Raw genomic sequence first — 14,723 nt, forward strand, 5'->3', positions numbered from 1 at the left:
GATTAGGGCCATTCAGGCGGGGAGACCCGCCGAGGTGACGGCATTCACCTGGATGAGCAATCTTTTGAGACCATCGTCCCGGTAGTCCGCCGGTTAACCCGTCCAGCACACCGCTCGCCCGATCGGACCAACGGTGGGCTACTGGCAGTAGGCCGACAGGCGTTAACCTCCCGCACCATGCCCGCGCACATCGCCGTAGTCACGGACTCGACCTCGTGCCTGCCCGACAAACTCGCCGCCCGTTGGGGCATCGGCGTGGTGCAGGTTCAGCTGCACGTCGGGGATCAGACGGACGACGAACACCGGTTCGACCGCAACGAGCTCATCGCCGCCATGAAGTCCGGCCACAACGTCACCACCTCGCCGCCCGACCCGGGTGCGTTCTTCTGGACGTACCAGGACGCCGCCGCGCGCGGCGCGTCCGCCATCGTCAGCCTGCACATCTCCGGTCGCCTTTCGGACACCGTGCAGGCGGCGCGCGAGGCGGCGCAGCAGGTCCGGATCCCCGTGCACATCATCGACAGCGGAACGGCCAGCATGAGCCTCGGCTACGCAGCGGTGTCGGCCGCGCGCGTCGCCGGCGCCGGCGGTCAGCTCGCGCGCGTGCTCGAGGCCGCCGAGCGCCGCGTGCGCGCCGCCACCGAGCTGATCTACGTGGACACGCTCGAGTACCTCCGGCGCACGGGACGCGTCGGAGCCGCCCAGTCGCTGGTGGGTACGGCGTTCTCGATCAAGCCGTTACTCACTGTCCGTAATGGTGAAGTCTCGCCGCTGGCGCGCGTTCCCGGCGCGAAACGCGCGATGAACCGTCTGGTGGACCTCGCGGTGAAGGCCGCGGGCGACCAACGCGTGGACGTCGCCGTGACGCGCTTCGGCTCGGACGAGACCGAGGTCGTCCGGCGTCTGAGGGACCGGATCCCCGGTATCACGGACGTCGTGGTCGGCGACGCGAGCACGGTGATCGGCGCGCACGTCGGCCCGGGCGCGCTGAGCATCACGGTGTCGCCGACCTGACCTCTCGCCGCCCGGGGACGAACAGCACCACGAGGGGGACCACCACGCTCAGCGCGAGCGTTGAAAGGATCATTACCTGGTCGATTGTCGCGAAGTGGCCGACGTGCCCGAGGTGGTAGCCGAAGTGCGGCACCGCGAACAGCAGCGCCGCCACGGCCGCCAGGCGCGCGACGGCTGTGGTGCCGATCACGGCGGCGCCGATCAGCGTCGCCGCCAGGGCCAGGTTGAGGGCGCCGAAGTCGCGGATGAGGTGTTCGTCGAACGCTCCGTCCATGCTGACCCAGCCGTGCCGAAAGCCGGGAAAGTCCTGGTAGAAGCCCAGGGGCCACAGAAGTGGCCACAGCCCCGTCGCCGCCGTGACGACGCCGAGCAGCACCAGCAGTACGCGCGTGAGGGTCCGTTGCATGGGGCTGGAACGAGACGGCGGTCGGGAACGTGACACGCGCTAGGGTCGCGCAGGTGACCAACGCAGCCACCCGGGCCGAGGCACTGCACCTCACCGGCGAACGGACCGTCCCCGGCATCCCCGAGGAGAATTACTGGTTCCGTCGCCACGAAGCCGCCTACGTCGCTCTGCTCCCCCACTGCGCCGGCGCGACGGTGCTGGAGGCGGGCTGCGGCGAGGGGTACGGCGCGGGGCTGATCGCGAAGACGGCGCGGCGCGTGCTGGCGCTGGACTACGACGTGCCGACGACGGAACACGTCGCGCGCCGGTACCCGGACGTCGCGGTGGCGCGCGCGAACCTCGCATATTTGCCGTTGAGCGGCGAATCCGTGGACGTGGTCGCGAACTTCCAGGTGATCGAGCACCTGTGGGACCAGGACGGGTTCCTCGCCGAATGCTTCCGCGTCCTGCGGCCGGGCGGGAAAATGCTGGTCACGACGCCGAACCGGCTGACGTTCACGCCCGACTCCGACACGCCGCTGAACCCCTACCACACCCGGGAGCTCGCACCGTCCGAATTGGACGGTCTGCTGCGCGCCGCCGGGTTCGTCGTCCAATCGCTACACGGGTTGCATCACGGGGAACGGCTGCGCGAGCTGGAACGCGCGTACGGCGGCTCGATCATCGACGCGCAGCTCGAGGTGGTGATGGGCTCGCTGCCCGGGCAGGCCGTGTGGCCGGCGGGGTTGCTCACCGACGTCGCGGCGATCGGGGCGGAGGACTTCTCCGTCCGCGGTGACGACCTGGACGCGAGCCTCGACCTGGTCGCGGTGGCGGTGCGCCCGTGACTCCGCCTGCCTCGGAAGGCACTTTTTGCCTCGTCCTGCACAGCCACCTGCCCTGGTTGCCGCACCACGGCAGCTGGCCCGTCGGCGAGGAGTGGCTCTACCAGGCGTGGGCGCATTCGTACCTGCCGGTCGTCGACCTGCTGCAGCGTTTCGCCGCTGAGGGGCGACGCGAGGTCCTGACGCTCGGCATGACGCCCGTGCTCGCGGCGCAGCTCGACGATCCGTACGCGATCCGTGCGTGCCACGACTGGCTCGGCGACTGGCAGCTGCGCGCGCGGCACGCGTCGACGCTGTGGGGCGGCGACCCGCTCCTGCGCGACCTGGCCGCGGCCGAGCACCAGACAGCCGTGCGCGCGACGGAGGAGCTGGAGACACGCTGGCGCCACGGGTTCTCGCCGATCCTGCGGTCACTTGTGGACAGTGACACGATCGAACTGCTGGGGGGGCCGCTCGCGCACCCGTTTCAGCCGTTGCTGGACGAGGACGTCCGCGCGTTCGCTTTGCGCGAAGGCCTGGCCGATGCGCAGCTGCGCGTTGGGCGGCGGCCAGAGGGCATCTGGGCGCCGGAATGCGGCTACGAGCCCGGGATGGAACGGGGTTACGCCGCGGCGGGCGTGCAGCGGTTCCTCGTCGACGGGCCGTCGCTGCACGGCGACACGTCGACGGCGCGCACGGTCGGCTCGTCGGACGTGGTGTGTTTCGGGCGCGATCTCGAGGTGACGTACCGGGTCTGGTCGCCGAAAGCCGGCTACCCGGGGCACGCGGCGTACCGCGATTTCCACACGTGGGCGCACGAAGTGGGGTTGAAGGCTTCGCGCGTCACCGGCAAGCAGGTGCCGCCGCATGAGAAGGCGCCGTACGACCCGGCGCTGGCGGCCGGCGTGCTCGGTACGCACGTGAAGGACTTCGTCGACACGGTCGTCGCGCGGCTGCGTTCGCTGCGGGAGCAGCACGGACGTGAGTCGCTTGTGGTCGCGGCGTACGACACGGAGCTGTTCGGGCACTGGTGGCACGAGGGTCCCGCGTGGCTCGAGGGGGTGCTGCGCGCGTTGCCCGAGGTGGGTGTGCGCGTGACGACGCTGCAGGGCGCGCTGGAGGCCGGCCATGTGGGGGCGCCGATCGACCTGCCGGCGTCGTCGTGGGGCTCGGGCAAGGACTGGCGCGTTTGGGACGGCGAGCAGGTGGCCGACATGGTGCAGGACAACACCGCGTTGCAGAAACGCTTGCTGGACCTCGTTTCCGGGCACTTCGGAGAGCACGGGGGGACCGCTCGCGACACCGTGGCCGATCAGGCCGTCGCGGAGGCGATGCTGGCGTTGTCGAGTGACTGGGCGTTCATGGTCACCAAGGACTCCGCCGCGGATTACGCGCGCCGGCGCGCCCGCGTGCACGCCTCGCGTTTCGACGAGCTCGCCGGGCTGCTGCGCTCCGGCGACCACGCCCGCGGGCACGAGCTCGCGGCGGAGTACCGCCGCGCCGATGGACCGTTCGGACAGCTGGACGCACGACAGCTGCTGCCACACAAGTGAAAGGGACACCGAGGAATGAGCATTCGCGATATCCCGCTGAAGACGCTCTCGGGTGATGACACCACCCTGGGCGCGCTCGGCGGCAAGGCGCTGCTGGTGGTCAACGTCGCCTCCAAGTGCGGCCTGACCCCGCAGTACACCGGCCTGGAGCGGCTGCAGGAACGCTACGGCGACAAGGGTTTCTCCGTCGTCGGGTTCCCGTGCAACCAGTTCGCCGGCCAGGAGCCCGGGACGGCCGACGAGATCCAGACGTTCTGCTCCACCACCTACGGCGTCACGTTCCCGCTGTTCGAGAAGCTCGAGGTGAACGGCGACGACCGTCACCCGCTGTACTCCACGCTCACCCAGACCGCTGACGCCGAGGGTGCAGCCGGCGACGTGCAGTGGAACTTCGAGAAGTTCCTGATCGACTCCGACGGTGAGGTCGTGGGCCGGTTCCGTCCGCGGACCGAGCCCGAGGACGACACCGTGGTGAAGGCGATCGAGGCCGTGCTGCCTGCCTGATTTTCACGGCCGGCGAAGGGCGGGGACTCCGTTGGGGTTCCCGCTTTTTCGTGTCGCCGTTCAGCGGCGAAACGTCTCTAGCTGGGGTTTTGTGGCTCCTGGGCGGCTTCGACGGCCGGGAACGAGCCGCAGGTGATGACCGCGCGGTTGCGGGCGGTCGCGACGTCCGCATCGAGTTTGGTCACGCGGCGGTCGTAGGTGAGCAGGCCGTTGACCTCGTTTTCGACGTCCGTGGTCTGGGTGTAGATCGCGCCGGAGAGGCCCCATTCGCCGACCAGGGACTCCAGTCGGTTGCTGAGCTCCGCGTAACGGCGCGTGAGGTGATCGGCGTCAGCGGTCATCTCGTACGCGTTGGGCGGGCCGGGCCAGCCGTCGTCGTCGAGGACGAGCCCGAGGCCCCCGTACTCACCGTCGATGAGCGCGCGGTGGTCCTGCACGCGCGGCTCGCCGGGGCCGACGTACGTGTGGTCGTCGTAGACATCGCCGGCGCCTGTGTCGGTACGGGAGAAGCAGCAGTTCACGCCGCTGTTGGCCACGACGAGGCGAGTTGGGTCGAGCTCCTTCACGACCTCGGCGATTCGCGCCGTGTCGAACTCACCCCAGCCCTCGTTGAACGGCACCCACGCGACGATCGACGGCACGTTCCGCAGCAGCCGCACCATTTCGCGCAGCTCGGCCTCGAAGCGTTCCTTGCCCTCGGGCACCGGGTCCGGCGCCGGCCCGGGCGGCCCGTCGAACGACACCACCAGCGACGGCATGTCCTGCCAGACGACCAGGCCCAGCCGGTCGGTCCAGTGGTACCAACGCGCGGGCTCGACCTTCACGTGCTTGCGGACGCAGTTGAAGCCGAGCTCTTTCGTCTTTTCGAGGTCGAATCGCAGGGCGTCGTCGGTGGGCGCGGTGTAGCCGCCGTCGGGCCAATAGCCCTGGTCGAGCGGGCCGTGGAGGAAGGTGATCCGCCCGTTGAGGGCGACGCGGGGACGGCCGGCGGAATCCGGGACGAGCTCCACGGTGCGCAGTCCGCCGTAGCTGGTGACCTCGTCGAGCACGTCGCCGTGGTGGTCGAGCAGGCGCACGGTGAGGTCGTAGAGATACGGATCGTCGGGAGTCCACCAGTGGGGCACCGGGACGTCCGCCCGCAGCCGCGTGCCGGCGGCCCCGCGGACGCTGACGATCTCGTCGCCGCTGGGTGGCGAAACGCTCAGCTCGACTTGATCACCGCCCTTGGCCTGGGGAAATACAGTGAAGCCCGCGAGGTCCGGAGTGATCTGCAGGTCCTCGATGCGGCCGGATGGCACCGGCTCGAGCCACACCGTCTGCCAGATCCCGGACGTCGGCGTGTAGCAAATGCCCCCCGGCGCGTTGCGCTGCTTGCCGAGCGGGAACGGCGCGATGTCGGTGCGGTCCTCGGCGCGAACGGTCAGCTCTTGCGGCCCGGACGCACGCAGCGCATCGGTGACGTCGGCCGCGAACGCCGTGTAGCCACCCTCGTGGGTGACCACGAGCTGGTTGTTCACCCAGACCTTCGCTGTCTGGTCGACCGCGCCGAAGTGCAGCAGCACGCGTTCACCACGCCAGTCGTCGGGAATCTCGAACAGCCGCCGGTACCAGAGGACCTCGTCGCGCCGGTTGATTCCGGAGAGTGCCGATTCCGGCGCGAAGGGGACCAAGATGCGCTCCCCGTAGCCGACGGGCCGGGGTTCCTCGGGCGACGACGGCCACCCCGCGTAGTCCCAGACGCCGTTGAGGTTCAGCCACCGCGGCCGCCTCAGCTGCGGTCTGGGGTACTCGGGGAGCACGTTGGAGCGGCTGACGAGGTCGGTCCACGGCGTCGTCAGGGGCGGGTCCGCGCGCTGCCACTCGGGCTGGCTGGAAGTCATCACCTCCGATGGTGACAGAGATCGGAGGCGGCGACAGCCGGGCCGCCCGACGGAAGCGACTGGCGAGTAACCTCTGCCCATGCGCGTGCTGATGCTGTCGTGGGAGTACCCGCCCGTGGTCATCGGCGGGCTCGCCCGGCACGTGCACGCGCTGGCTCGGCACCTCGCCCAGCAGGGCCACGACGTGGTGGTTCTCTGCCGCCACCAGGCCGGCACCGACGCGTCGACGCACCCGCGCAGCGACCGCGACGTCGAGGGCGTGCGGCTGATCCGCGTGGCCGAGGACCCCATGCACCTGACGTTCGAACGCGACCTCGTCGCCTGGACGCTCGCCATGGGCCACGCCATGATCCGCGCGGCGCAGGACCTGCTGCGCACGTGGCAGCCCGACGTCGTCCACGCGCACGACTGGCTCGTGACCCACCCCGCGATCGCCATCGCCGAGGCCGCGCGCGTGCCGCTCGTAGGCACCGTCCACGCGACCGAAGCGGGCCGGCACTCCGGCTGGCTTTCGCACCCGCTCAACCAGCAGGTGCATTCCGTCGAGTGGTGGCTGGCCAACCGCGCCGACGCCGTGATCACGTGCTCGCAGGCGATGCGCAAGGAAGTGGCGCACCTGTTCGAGATCGAGGCCGCCGAAGTCACCGTGATCCACAACGGCATCGAAGAACGCAGCTGGCGCGTCTCGGCCGCCGAAGTGGCGAAGATGCGGGAACGACACAGCCCCGACGGCGCGCCGTTCCTGCTGTTCTTTGGTCGGCTGGAGTGGGAGAAGGGCGTGCAGGACCTGCTGGCCGCGCTGCCCCGCATTCGTCGCCAGTTCCCGGGCACGCGCGTGGTCGTCGCCGGTAAGGGGCGACACCACGACGAGCTGGTCGCGCAGGCGCGCAAGCTGCGGATTCGCCGCGCGGTGGACTTCGTCGGTCACCTGCCCGACCGTGACCTGCGCGCGCTGCTGGCCGCGGCGGACGCCGTGGTGCTGCCGAGCCGGTACGAGCCGTTCGGGATCGTCGCCCTGGAGGCCGCGGCCGCGAAAGCGCCCCTTGTCGCGTCGACGGCGGGTGGCCTCGGCGAGGTGGTCGTCGACGGGGAGACGGGCCTGGCGTTCGAACCGGGCGACGTCGCGGGTCTGGCCACGGCGGTCACGACCGTCCTCGGCGACGCCGCCGCCGCGACCCGGCGCGCACGAGCGGCCCAGTCGCGCCTCGGGGCGGACTTCGACTGGGGACGCATCGCCGAAGCGACCGTGGAGGTCTACCGGCGTGCGCGCATGGGCGAACCGATCGAGCTGGGACGCCCGAAGATCGCGACGGGCAACGCGTTCGAACTCTGAGTGGGCCCGCCGTCAGAAGTGGCAGGGCCGGACGCAGGCGGCGTACGCCTGCTCGGGCGCCGAGACCACCGACGCTGCGGTGAGACCGAGGGCGAAAACGGCCAGCAAAGCAGCGACGACGGCTCTGGATCTGCTGGTCATGACGGATCCGTGGATATCCGGTGGGGTGTTCGAAGCATCCGTCCGTCGCCGCGTGCGAAAGAATAGGGGAAGCAGCAGATAGGCCTACCCGAACGCGGCGAGTGACCGGTTCGTCCGGCTTCGTCGCGGGAATGTGGAACGCATGGTGTCGCCGCTCATCGACCACGCGGCCGGGCTCGTTCCGGCTGTCGTCGGGATGCGTCGTGCGCCAGCTTTTTCGGCCCATGGATTGTTGAACAATCTGCGTGCCGTCGCGCCTTGGCTGGTGGCGCGACCGTGGTGAGGAGATTGTTCTACGACCGGATCGACGCCGGCCGGCGACTCGGGCGGATCCTGGCCAGGCAGCCGTGGGTCGAGCCCGTCGTGCTCGGGTTGCCGCGCGGGGGCGTGCCGGTGGCGGCCGAGGTCGCCCAGGCGCTCGGAGCTCCGCTGGACGTCGTGGTCGCTCGGAAGATCGGGGCGCCCGGGCGGCAAGAGTTCGGTGTCGGCGCAGTGACGGCGGAGGGGCCGCCCTACTACTCGATGTCGGCGTTGCGCGCGTTCGGGCTCACGCCGAAGGCGATGGAACCGGCGTGTTCGCGCGAGCGAGCCGAGGCGCGTCGCCGTTTGGCGGCCTATCGCGACGGGCGCCCGCCGGTGGCGGTGGCCGGCCACGACGTGCTCGTGATCGACGACGGACTGGCAACCGGCGTCACCGCGATGGCCGCCGTCCGCGACCTCCGCGACGCGCGGCGCGTGGTGCTGGCCGTGCCGGTGTGCGCGCCGGACGCCGTCGCCGAGTTCGAAGGCGAGGTGGACCAGTTCATCGCTGTCGCCGCGCCGAGGCGATTCAGCGCCGTGGGGCATTGGTACGTCGACTTCACCCAGGTGTCGGACGCGACCGTGGTCAGGCTCCTCGGGAAGGAATGAAGGGGACCTTCATCCCACTATCCACAACGGACAGTAACAATCGCCGTCGAACGGCGAAAATCCCTGGCACGATGGGAGGTTCAGGGCGCAAGGTATGCGTACCTCGCCACCCCGGCGATGGGCCGACGTCGACTACGAGGAGCAGCCCGATCATGGACGTCTGGTTCACCGCCGACACCCACTTCGACCACCAGCTCGTGGCCGGCCTGCGCGGGTTCGAGACACCGCCCGAGCACGACGCGTTCGTGGTCGAGCGGTGGAACGCCACCGTGCGGCCGGGCGACCAGGTGTGGCACCTGGGTGACGTCGGCATGGGCCGGCTGGCGCGGTTCTCCGACACGCTCCGGCAGCTGAACGGCCAGATTCACCTCATCACCGGCAACCACGACGAGCCGTGGCCCGGACTGCGCCAGGCGCATCGGCACCAACGCGCGTGGCTGGAGCATTTCGCCACGGTGCAAGCGTTTGCGCGCCGCCGGATCGCGGGGCAGAACGTGCTGCTCAGCCATTTCCCGTACGAAGGCGACCATGTGGGCGAGGACCGCGGGTCGCAGTACCGCCTGCCCGACGAGGGGCTGTGGCTGCTGCACGGTCACGTCCACAGCGCGTGGCGCAAGCGGGGCCGGCAGCTGAACGTCGGAATGGACGTCAACGACCTTCGCCCCCTGCACCTCGACGCCGTCACCACCGAGCTGGCCGAGCTCGGAAGCCCCGCGGAAACCGGCCTCTGAACAGCCAAGACCTGCCACCGGGCACCTGTTGCCACTCAGTGGCGACAAGACTCAGGGCACGCGGCCGGTCAGGATCGTCACGCGCACCGGTTCGCGGAACGGCGCGTGGGGCTCGATCGCCGAGCGGATGCGGTCCTCGAAGGCCGGCCGTTCGCCGCTGGGTGGCAACTCGTCCTCGCCCATGGCCGAGTAGACGCCGCCGATGATCTCGGCCGCGGTGAGGTCGCCGGCGTACTCGACGGTGCGGAGGCCGACGTCGTAACCGGCGCCGGCCAGGGCGGCGCGGTAACGGTCCTGGCTGGCGTCGTCCGTTCCGCAGGCTGCGGTGAGGGGCTGGCCGAACCAGTCGGACAGCACGCCGAGCAGCGCTCGCGACCAGTCGCTGTCCTGGAGCCACAGCGGTACGCCGTTGGTGACCACCGCGATGCCGCCGCCCGGCCGGAGCATCGGCTTCACGGCGGCGAACAGCGTCGCGTGGTCCATCCAGTGCAGAGCCTGCCCGATGGTGACGACGCCGAGCCCGTCGAGCAGGGAATTCAGCGACGTGACGTCGGTGTCGCCGCCCAGGAGCCACGACGCGTTGGTCACGCCGGCGTCGGCCGCGGCACGGCGGGCGCGCGAGAGCATGTCGGGTGAGGGGTCCATGCCCGCGACCGCGCGGACCCGCGCGGCCATCGGCACGGCGAGCTGGCCCGTGCCGCACCCGAGGTCGAGGACCACGTCGTCCCCGGCCAGGGCGAACTCGGCGGTGATCGCGTCGAACACCGCCGTCGGGTAGCCGCGGCGGTAGCGGTGGTAGAACTCCGTGACTTCTCCGCTGAATCCCAGGCCCATGGCTGAATCCTGGCGGCACTTCAGGGAGAAATCACGCGCGTTCGCTCACGGCCGAGGCTCAGAAGATCGGGAATTCCTTGCCGTGCTCGGCTTCCGGGCGCTTGCCGAAGATCCAGCGTTCGCTCTCCGCGATCGGGCGGTCGTTGATGCTCGCCTCGCGGCGGCGCATGAGGCCTTCGTCGCTGAACTCCCAGAGCTCGTTGCCGTAGCTGCGGAACCACTGGCCCTCGGCGTTGTGCGATTCGTACTGGAACCGCACGCCGATGCGGTTGCCGCGGAAGCCCCACAGTTCCTTGCGCAGCGCGTAGTCGAGCTCGCGCTCCCACTTCTGGGTCAGGAACTTGACGATCTCCGCGCGGCCGACGACGTACTGGTCGCGGTTTCGCCACACGGAGTCCTCGGTGTAGGCGAGGGAGACCTTCTCGGGGTCGCGCGTGTTCCAGGCGTCCTCGGCGGCCTGGACCTTCTGGCGGGCGGTGTTCTCGTCGAACGGCGGGAACGGCGGACGCGGTGTCATGGCGGGCTCCTGCGCGGATCGCGGGAGAACGTCCGTTCTCCCTGGTGTCGGCTAGCATAGAGAACGTTAATTCTCCACACCAGAGGGACACGACGTGAACACCGCGGAAGCCACCGAACGGCTACTCGAGGCCGCCGAAGACCTGTTCTACGCCCAGGGCGTGCAATCCGTGGGTATGGACGCCGTGCGCAGCCGCTCCGGCGTCTCGCTCAAGCGGCTCTACCAGGTGTTCCCTTCCAAGGACGACCTCGTGGCCGCCTACCTGAACACGCGAGATGAACGCTGGCGCCGGTCGCTGCGCGAGTTCGTCGCCGCGCGGGGCGACGACCCGCTGGCGGTTTTCGACTGGCTGCACGAGTGGTTCAGCGAGCCCGACTTCCGGGGCTGCGCGTTCGTGAACTCCTTCGGCGAGTTCGGGACGCTCGCACCGGTCGTCGCCGCGGCCATCCACAACCACAAGGACGAAGTGCGCGCGTACCTGCGCCGACTGGTCGCCGACGACGACCTCGCCGACCAGCTCTTCTCCCTCATGGAGGGGGCCACGGTGCTCGCCGCGATCAAGGGCGACCCCGGCGAGGCCGGCACGGCCCGCGCGGCCGCCGCGACGCTGTTGGCCGCGCGACGCTGATCCGGCGCCCCTGAATTCGCCGATGGGCGGCCACTCGGGCCGTCGCCACTGAACGGCAACCGGCACGTTCGTCGGCTGCAGACGACGAGGTCCGCTCACCCCTCGGGGTAGAGGCAGGCGTCGGGCACGTCGATCCGGCCGGCGAGGCCCAGCCGCGCGGCGTTGCTGCGGGCGCAGATCAGGGCACTGGGGTCATGTCGCCGCTCAAAGGCAAGCCGTCCTGTCCCAACGGATACGCACCGGCGATCGCCCCGGCACGGCGAAACAGCAGCCCAGGAACGTGTCGCCGATCAGCGGCAACAGAGCCATCGCGACCCACGGCCTGACAGACCAAAACCGCCACCCACCAGCACGTAGCCGCTGGACGGCAACAGACAAAACCCGGGTCCGGTGGCGGGGAGCCTCCGCCACCGGACCCGTCTCGCCGCACCGTCCCAAAGCGGTGCGGGGAAACCGGCCGCCCCGGTCAGGTCAGGGGCGGCCGGAGCGTAGTCACCGCGCGTCGCACAGGTGGCGGGCGTAGGCGCTGGTCGTGACGAAGCCCGGGAGCTTCTCGCCCAGGGCGGTCTCGGTGAAGATGGCGCGGGCGTCGTCGAGGCGGTGGCCGGCGGGCAGGTCGGCGCGGACCGACTCGAACTCGTCGTCCAGGAACTCGACCGCCAGCTCGCGCGTCAACGCCGTGCCGTCCGCGAACTTCGTGCCGTTGCGGATCCACTGCCACACCTGGCACCGCGCGATCTCGGCCGTCGCGGCGTCTTCCATGAGGTTGTGGATCGCGGCGGCGCCCGTGCCGCGCAGCCAGGAGTCGATGTAGCGCAGGGCAACGTTGATGTTGGCGCGAACGCCGGCCTCCGTCACCTCGCCGCCGGCGGAGGCGACGTCGAGCAGGTCCGCGGCGGTGACGTCGACGTCCTCACGCAGCCGGCCCAGCTGGTTGGGCCAGCCGCCCAGCACGCTGTCGAAGACCTCGCGGCAGACGGGGACCAGGCCGGGGTGGGCGACCCACGAGCCGTCGAACCCGTCGCCCGCCTCGCGTTCCTTGTCCTGGCGGACCTTCTCGAACGCCGTCGCGTTGGCGTCAGGATCCTTACTCGGGATGAACGCCGCCATCCCGCCGATCGCGTGCGCACCACGGCGGTGGCACGTGCGGACCAGCAGTTCGGTGTAGGCGCGCATGAAGGGGACCGTCATCGTGACCTGCGCGCGGTCCGGCAGCACGAAGTCGGCGCCGTGCTCGGAGAAGTTCTTGATGACGCTGAAGATGTAGTCCCAGCGCCCCGCGTTGAGGCCGGCGGCGTGCTCACGCAGCTCGAAGAGGATCTCGTCCATTTCGAACGCCGCGGTGATCGTCTCGATCAGCACCGTCGCGCGGACGGTGCCGCGCGGGATGCCGAGTTCGTTCTGCGCGAACAGGAAAACGTCGTTCCACAGGCGCGCCTCGAGGTGGTTCTCGAGCTTCGGCAGGTAGAAGTACGGGCCGCTGCCGCGCGCGATCAGCTGGCGCGCATTATGGAAGAAGTACAGCCCGAAGTCGACCAGGCTCGCCGACAGGGGGCGACCGTCGATGCGGATGTGCTTCTCCACCAGGTGCCAGCCGCGCGGGCGGGCGACGATCGTCGCCGGGTCCTCGCCGATCGTGTAGCGCTTGCCCGACTCGGTGGTGAAGTCGATGTTGCGGCGGATGGCGTCGAACAGGTTCAGCTGACCGTCGACGATGTTGTGCCACGTCGGCGAAGTCGCGTCCTCGAAGTCCGCGAGCCAGACCTTCGCGCCGGAGTTCAGGGCGTTGACGGTCATCTTGCGGTCCGTCGGGCCGGTGATCTCCACGCGGCGGTCCTCGAGACCGGGCGCCGGCGGCGCGATGTGCCAGCCGTCGTCGGCGCGGATTCGGCGCGTCTCCGGCAGGAAGTCCAGCTGCTCCTCCCCCGTCTGCACGCGCTCGCGACGGCGGCGGCGCTCGTCGAGCAGCTCGCGGCGGCGTCCGGCGAAGGCGTTGTCGAGCTTGGCCACGAACTCCAGCGCGGCCGGGGTGAGGATCTCGGCGAACCGGTCACCGGTGGGGCCGGTGATTTCGATGCGGTAGTTCAGCTTGTCGGCCATCTCGTACCTCCGCGAGGGAAAGAAGGGGGGCGGGCCGGCGACCGGGTCGCCGGCCCGCGGGAACGTCAGTGGAACTGGTCTTCTTCGGTCGAACCCTTGAGCGCCGTGGTCGAGCTCTCCGGGTTCAGGGCCGTGGACACCAGGTCGAAGAAACCGGTGCCGACCTCGCGCTGGTGCTTGGTGGCGGTGTAGCCGCGCTCCTCGGAGGCGAACTCGCGCTCCTGCAGGCCGACGTAGGCGGTCATGCCTTCCCGGGCGTAGCCGTGGGCCAGGTCGAACATCGAGTAGTTCAGCGCGTGGAAGCCGGCGAGGGTGATGAACTGGAACTTGTAGCCCATGGCGCCGAGCTCGCGCTGGAACCGCGCGATGGTGTCGTCGTCGAGGTGCTTCTTCCAGTTGAACGACGGCGAGCAGTTGTAGGCCAGCATCTGGTCCGGGTACTCGGCCTTGATCGCCTCGGCGTACTTGCGGGCGATCTCGAGGTCCGGAGTGGACGTCTCCATCCACAGCAGGTCGGCGTACTGCGCGTAGGCCAGGCCGCGGTCGATGCAGGGCTCGATGCCGTTGTTGACCTCGTAGAAACCCTCGGCCGTACGACCGCCGGTCAGGTACTTCTGGTCCCGCTCGTCGACGTCGCTGGTCAGCAGCGTCGCGGCCTGCGCGTCGGTGCGGGCGACGACGAGGGTCGGCACGTTCAGCACGTCCGCGGCGAGGCGGGCGGCGTTGAGGGTGCGCTCGTGCTGCTTGGTCGGGATCAGCACCTTGCCGCCGAGGTGGCCGCACTTCTTCTCGGACGCGAGCTGGTCCTCCCAGTGCACGCCCGCGGCGCCGGCGGCGATCATGCCCTTCATCAGCTCGAACGCGTTCAGCGGGCCACCGAAACCGGCCTCGGCGTCGGCGACGATCGGCGCGAACCAGTCGATGTCGGTGTTGCCCTCGGCCCAGTTGATCTGGTCGGCGCGGCCCAGCGCGTTGTTGATGCGGCGGACGACGGCCGGGACCGAGTTGGCCGGGTAGAGGCTCTGGTCCGGGTAGGTCTGGCCGGCCAGGTTGGCGTCGGCCGCGACCTGCCAGCCGGACAGGTAGATCGCCTTGAGGCCCGCGCGGACCTGCTGCACGGCCTGGTTGCCGGTGAGCGCGCCAAGCGAGTGGACGTAGTCCTCGGTGTGCAGGAGCTCCCACAGCCGCTCCGCACCGCGACGGGCGAGCGTGTGCTCTTCGACGACGGAGCCACGCAGCTTCACCACGTCGGCGGCGGAATAGGTCCGCTGGACGCCCGCCCAGCGGGGGTCGGTCTTCCACTGCTCGGCCAGCTCGGCCGCCGCCTGGTCGAGCTGCTTGGCCTGCTCGGTCATCGGACTCTCCCGTGT

15 protein-coding genes are annotated in these 14,723 nt (G+C 70.0%); 8 read left to right on the forward strand and 7 right to left on the reverse strand.

What is annotated here, in order from left to right:
- Positions 1-177: 177 nt before the first annotated feature.
- A complete protein-coding gene (locus tag QRX50_RS48180) occupies positions 178-1,014 on the forward strand; it encodes a DegV family protein (RefSeq protein ID WP_285969719.1) in 837 nt (278 codons plus the stop codon).
- Here the strand turns inward: QRX50_RS48180 and QRX50_RS48185 are convergent.
- Positions 995-1,420, reverse strand: a complete 426-nt coding sequence (locus QRX50_RS48185; protein WP_285969720.1) for a hypothetical protein — start codon at positions 1,418-1,420, stop codon at positions 995-997. The genes QRX50_RS48180 and QRX50_RS48185 overlap by 20 nt on opposite strands.
- Before the next feature lie 53 nt (positions 1,421-1,473).
- Between QRX50_RS48185 and QRX50_RS48190 the strand changes: the two genes are divergently transcribed.
- Genes QRX50_RS48190 through QRX50_RS48200 form a run of 3 tightly spaced genes read left to right on the forward strand, consistent with a single transcriptional unit; the run spans position 1,474 to position 4,280 of the window.
- Positions 1,474-2,247, forward strand: a complete 774-nt coding sequence (locus tag QRX50_RS48190; protein WP_285969721.1) for a class I SAM-dependent methyltransferase — start codon at positions 1,474-1,476, stop codon at positions 2,245-2,247.
- The gene (locus tag QRX50_RS48195) at positions 2,244-3,776 is read left to right on the forward strand and encodes a 1,4-alpha-glucan branching protein domain-containing protein (RefSeq protein ID WP_285969722.1); all 1,533 of its coding nucleotides are present in this window, start codon (positions 2,244-2,246) and stop codon (positions 3,774-3,776) included. Before QRX50_RS48190 ends, QRX50_RS48195 begins: the two co-directional genes overlap by 4 nt.
- A 15-nt stretch (positions 3,777-3,791) precedes the next feature.
- Positions 3,792-4,280 (forward strand): glutathione peroxidase, encoded by a 489-nt coding sequence (locus QRX50_RS48200; protein WP_285969723.1) that lies wholly within the window; start codon positions 3,792-3,794, stop codon positions 4,278-4,280.
- 77 nt (positions 4,281-4,357) lie between these two features.
- Here QRX50_RS48200 and QRX50_RS48205 read toward each other — a convergent pair whose 3' ends face one another.
- Positions 4,358-6,160 (reverse strand): glycoside hydrolase family 2 protein, encoded by a 1,803-nt coding sequence (locus QRX50_RS48205; RefSeq protein WP_285969724.1) that lies wholly within the window; start codon positions 6,158-6,160, stop codon positions 4,358-4,360.
- 79 nt (positions 6,161-6,239) lie between these two features.
- On the opposite strand from QRX50_RS48205, the gene QRX50_RS48210 reads away from it, so the two are divergent.
- Entirely contained in the window at positions 6,240-7,493 is a 1,254-nt protein-coding gene (locus tag QRX50_RS48210; protein ID WP_285969725.1) for a glycosyltransferase family 4 protein, read from the forward strand.
- 12 nt (positions 7,494-7,505) lie between these two features.
- Here QRX50_RS48210 and QRX50_RS48215 read toward each other — a convergent pair whose 3' ends face one another.
- Positions 7,506-7,634, reverse strand: a complete 129-nt coding sequence (locus QRX50_RS48215; protein WP_285969726.1) for a hypothetical protein — start codon at positions 7,632-7,634, stop codon at positions 7,506-7,508.
- A 276-nt stretch (positions 7,635-7,910) separates the two neighbouring features.
- Between QRX50_RS48215 and QRX50_RS48220 the strand changes: the two genes are divergently transcribed.
- The gene (locus tag QRX50_RS48220) at positions 7,911-8,543 is read left to right on the forward strand and encodes a phosphoribosyltransferase (RefSeq protein ID WP_353074075.1); all 633 of its coding nucleotides are present in this window, start codon (positions 7,911-7,913) and stop codon (positions 8,541-8,543) included.
- A gap of 152 nt (positions 8,544-8,695) precedes the next feature.
- Positions 8,696-9,274 (forward strand): metallophosphoesterase family protein, encoded by a 579-nt coding sequence (locus QRX50_RS48225; protein WP_285969727.1) that lies wholly within the window; start codon positions 8,696-8,698, stop codon positions 9,272-9,274.
- Positions 9,275-9,325: 51 nt separating this feature from the next.
- Here the strand turns inward: QRX50_RS48225 and QRX50_RS48230 are convergent, their stop codons facing one another.
- Together QRX50_RS48230 and QRX50_RS48235 are read right to left on the reverse strand one after the other, a co-directional pair.
- The gene (locus tag QRX50_RS48230) at positions 9,326-10,108 is read right to left on the reverse strand and encodes a class I SAM-dependent methyltransferase (protein ID WP_285969728.1); all 783 of its coding nucleotides are present in this window, start codon (positions 10,106-10,108) and stop codon (positions 9,326-9,328) included.
- A 58-nt stretch (positions 10,109-10,166) separates the two neighbouring features.
- Positions 10,167-10,625 carry a nuclear transport factor 2 family protein gene (locus tag QRX50_RS48235; RefSeq protein WP_285969729.1) on the reverse strand — a complete coding sequence of 153 codons (459 nt, stop codon included), beginning with the start codon at positions 10,623-10,625 and terminating at the stop codon, positions 10,167-10,169.
- A 94-nt stretch (positions 10,626-10,719) separates the two neighbouring features.
- Here QRX50_RS48235 and QRX50_RS48240 point away from each other — a divergent pair, with 94 nt between their 5' ends.
- Positions 10,720-11,253 (forward strand): TetR/AcrR family transcriptional regulator, encoded by a 534-nt coding sequence (locus QRX50_RS48240; protein WP_285969730.1) that lies wholly within the window; start codon positions 10,720-10,722, stop codon positions 11,251-11,253.
- Positions 11,254-11,745: 492 nt separating this feature from the next.
- Here QRX50_RS48240 and aceB read toward each other — a convergent pair whose 3' ends face one another.
- Together aceB and aceA are read right to left on the reverse strand one after the other, a co-directional pair.
- A complete protein-coding gene (aceB, locus tag QRX50_RS48245) occupies positions 11,746-13,353 on the reverse strand; it encodes a malate synthase A (protein WP_285969731.1) in 1,608 nt (535 codons plus the stop codon).
- 65 nt (positions 13,354-13,418) lie between these two features.
- Positions 13,419-14,708, reverse strand: coding sequence for an isocitrate lyase (gene aceA, locus QRX50_RS48250; protein WP_285969732.1), 1,290 nt, complete (start codon positions 14,706-14,708; stop codon positions 13,419-13,421).
- Between the last annotated feature and the right edge of the window lie 15 nt (positions 14,709-14,723).

Origin of the sequence: Amycolatopsis sp. 2-15 (assembly GCF_030285625.1) — a bacterium.
Classification (GTDB): domain Bacteria; phylum Actinomycetota; class Actinomycetes; order Mycobacteriales; family Pseudonocardiaceae; genus Amycolatopsis; species Amycolatopsis carbonis.

Coding starts and splice junctions, on each gene's coding strand:
- QRX50_RS48180 (WP_285969719.1), top strand. CDS start 178: ATGCCCGCGCACATCGCCGTAGTCACGGACTCGACCTCGTGCCTGCCC.
- QRX50_RS48185 (WP_285969720.1), bottom strand. CDS start 1,420: ATGCAACGGACCCTCACGCGCGTACTGCTGGTGCTGCTCGGCGTCGTC.
- QRX50_RS48200 (WP_285969723.1), top strand. CDS start 3,792: ATGAGCATTCGCGATATCCCGCTGAAGACGCTCTCGGGTGATGACACC.
- QRX50_RS48205 (WP_285969724.1), bottom strand. CDS start 6,160: ATGACTTCCAGCCAGCCCGAGTGGCAGCGCGCGGACCCGCCCCTGACG.
- QRX50_RS48210 (WP_285969725.1), top strand. CDS start 6,240: ATGCGCGTGCTGATGCTGTCGTGGGAGTACCCGCCCGTGGTCATCGGC.
- QRX50_RS48215 (WP_285969726.1), bottom strand. CDS start 7,634: ATGACCAGCAGATCCAGAGCCGTCGTCGCTGCTTTGCTGGCCGTTTTC.
- QRX50_RS48225 (WP_285969727.1), top strand. CDS start 8,696: ATGGACGTCTGGTTCACCGCCGACACCCACTTCGACCACCAGCTCGTG.
- QRX50_RS48230 (WP_285969728.1), bottom strand. CDS start 10,108: ATGGGCCTGGGATTCAGCGGAGAAGTCACGGAGTTCTACCACCGCTAC.
- QRX50_RS48235 (WP_285969729.1), bottom strand. CDS start 10,625: ATGACACCGCGTCCGCCGTTCCCGCCGTTCGACGAGAACACCGCCCGC.
- aceB (WP_285969731.1), bottom strand. CDS start 13,353: ATGGCCGACAAGCTGAACTACCGCATCGAAATCACCGGCCCCACCGGT.
- aceA (WP_285969732.1), bottom strand. CDS start 14,708: ATGACCGAGCAGGCCAAGCAGCTCGACCAGGCGGCGGCCGAGCTGGCC.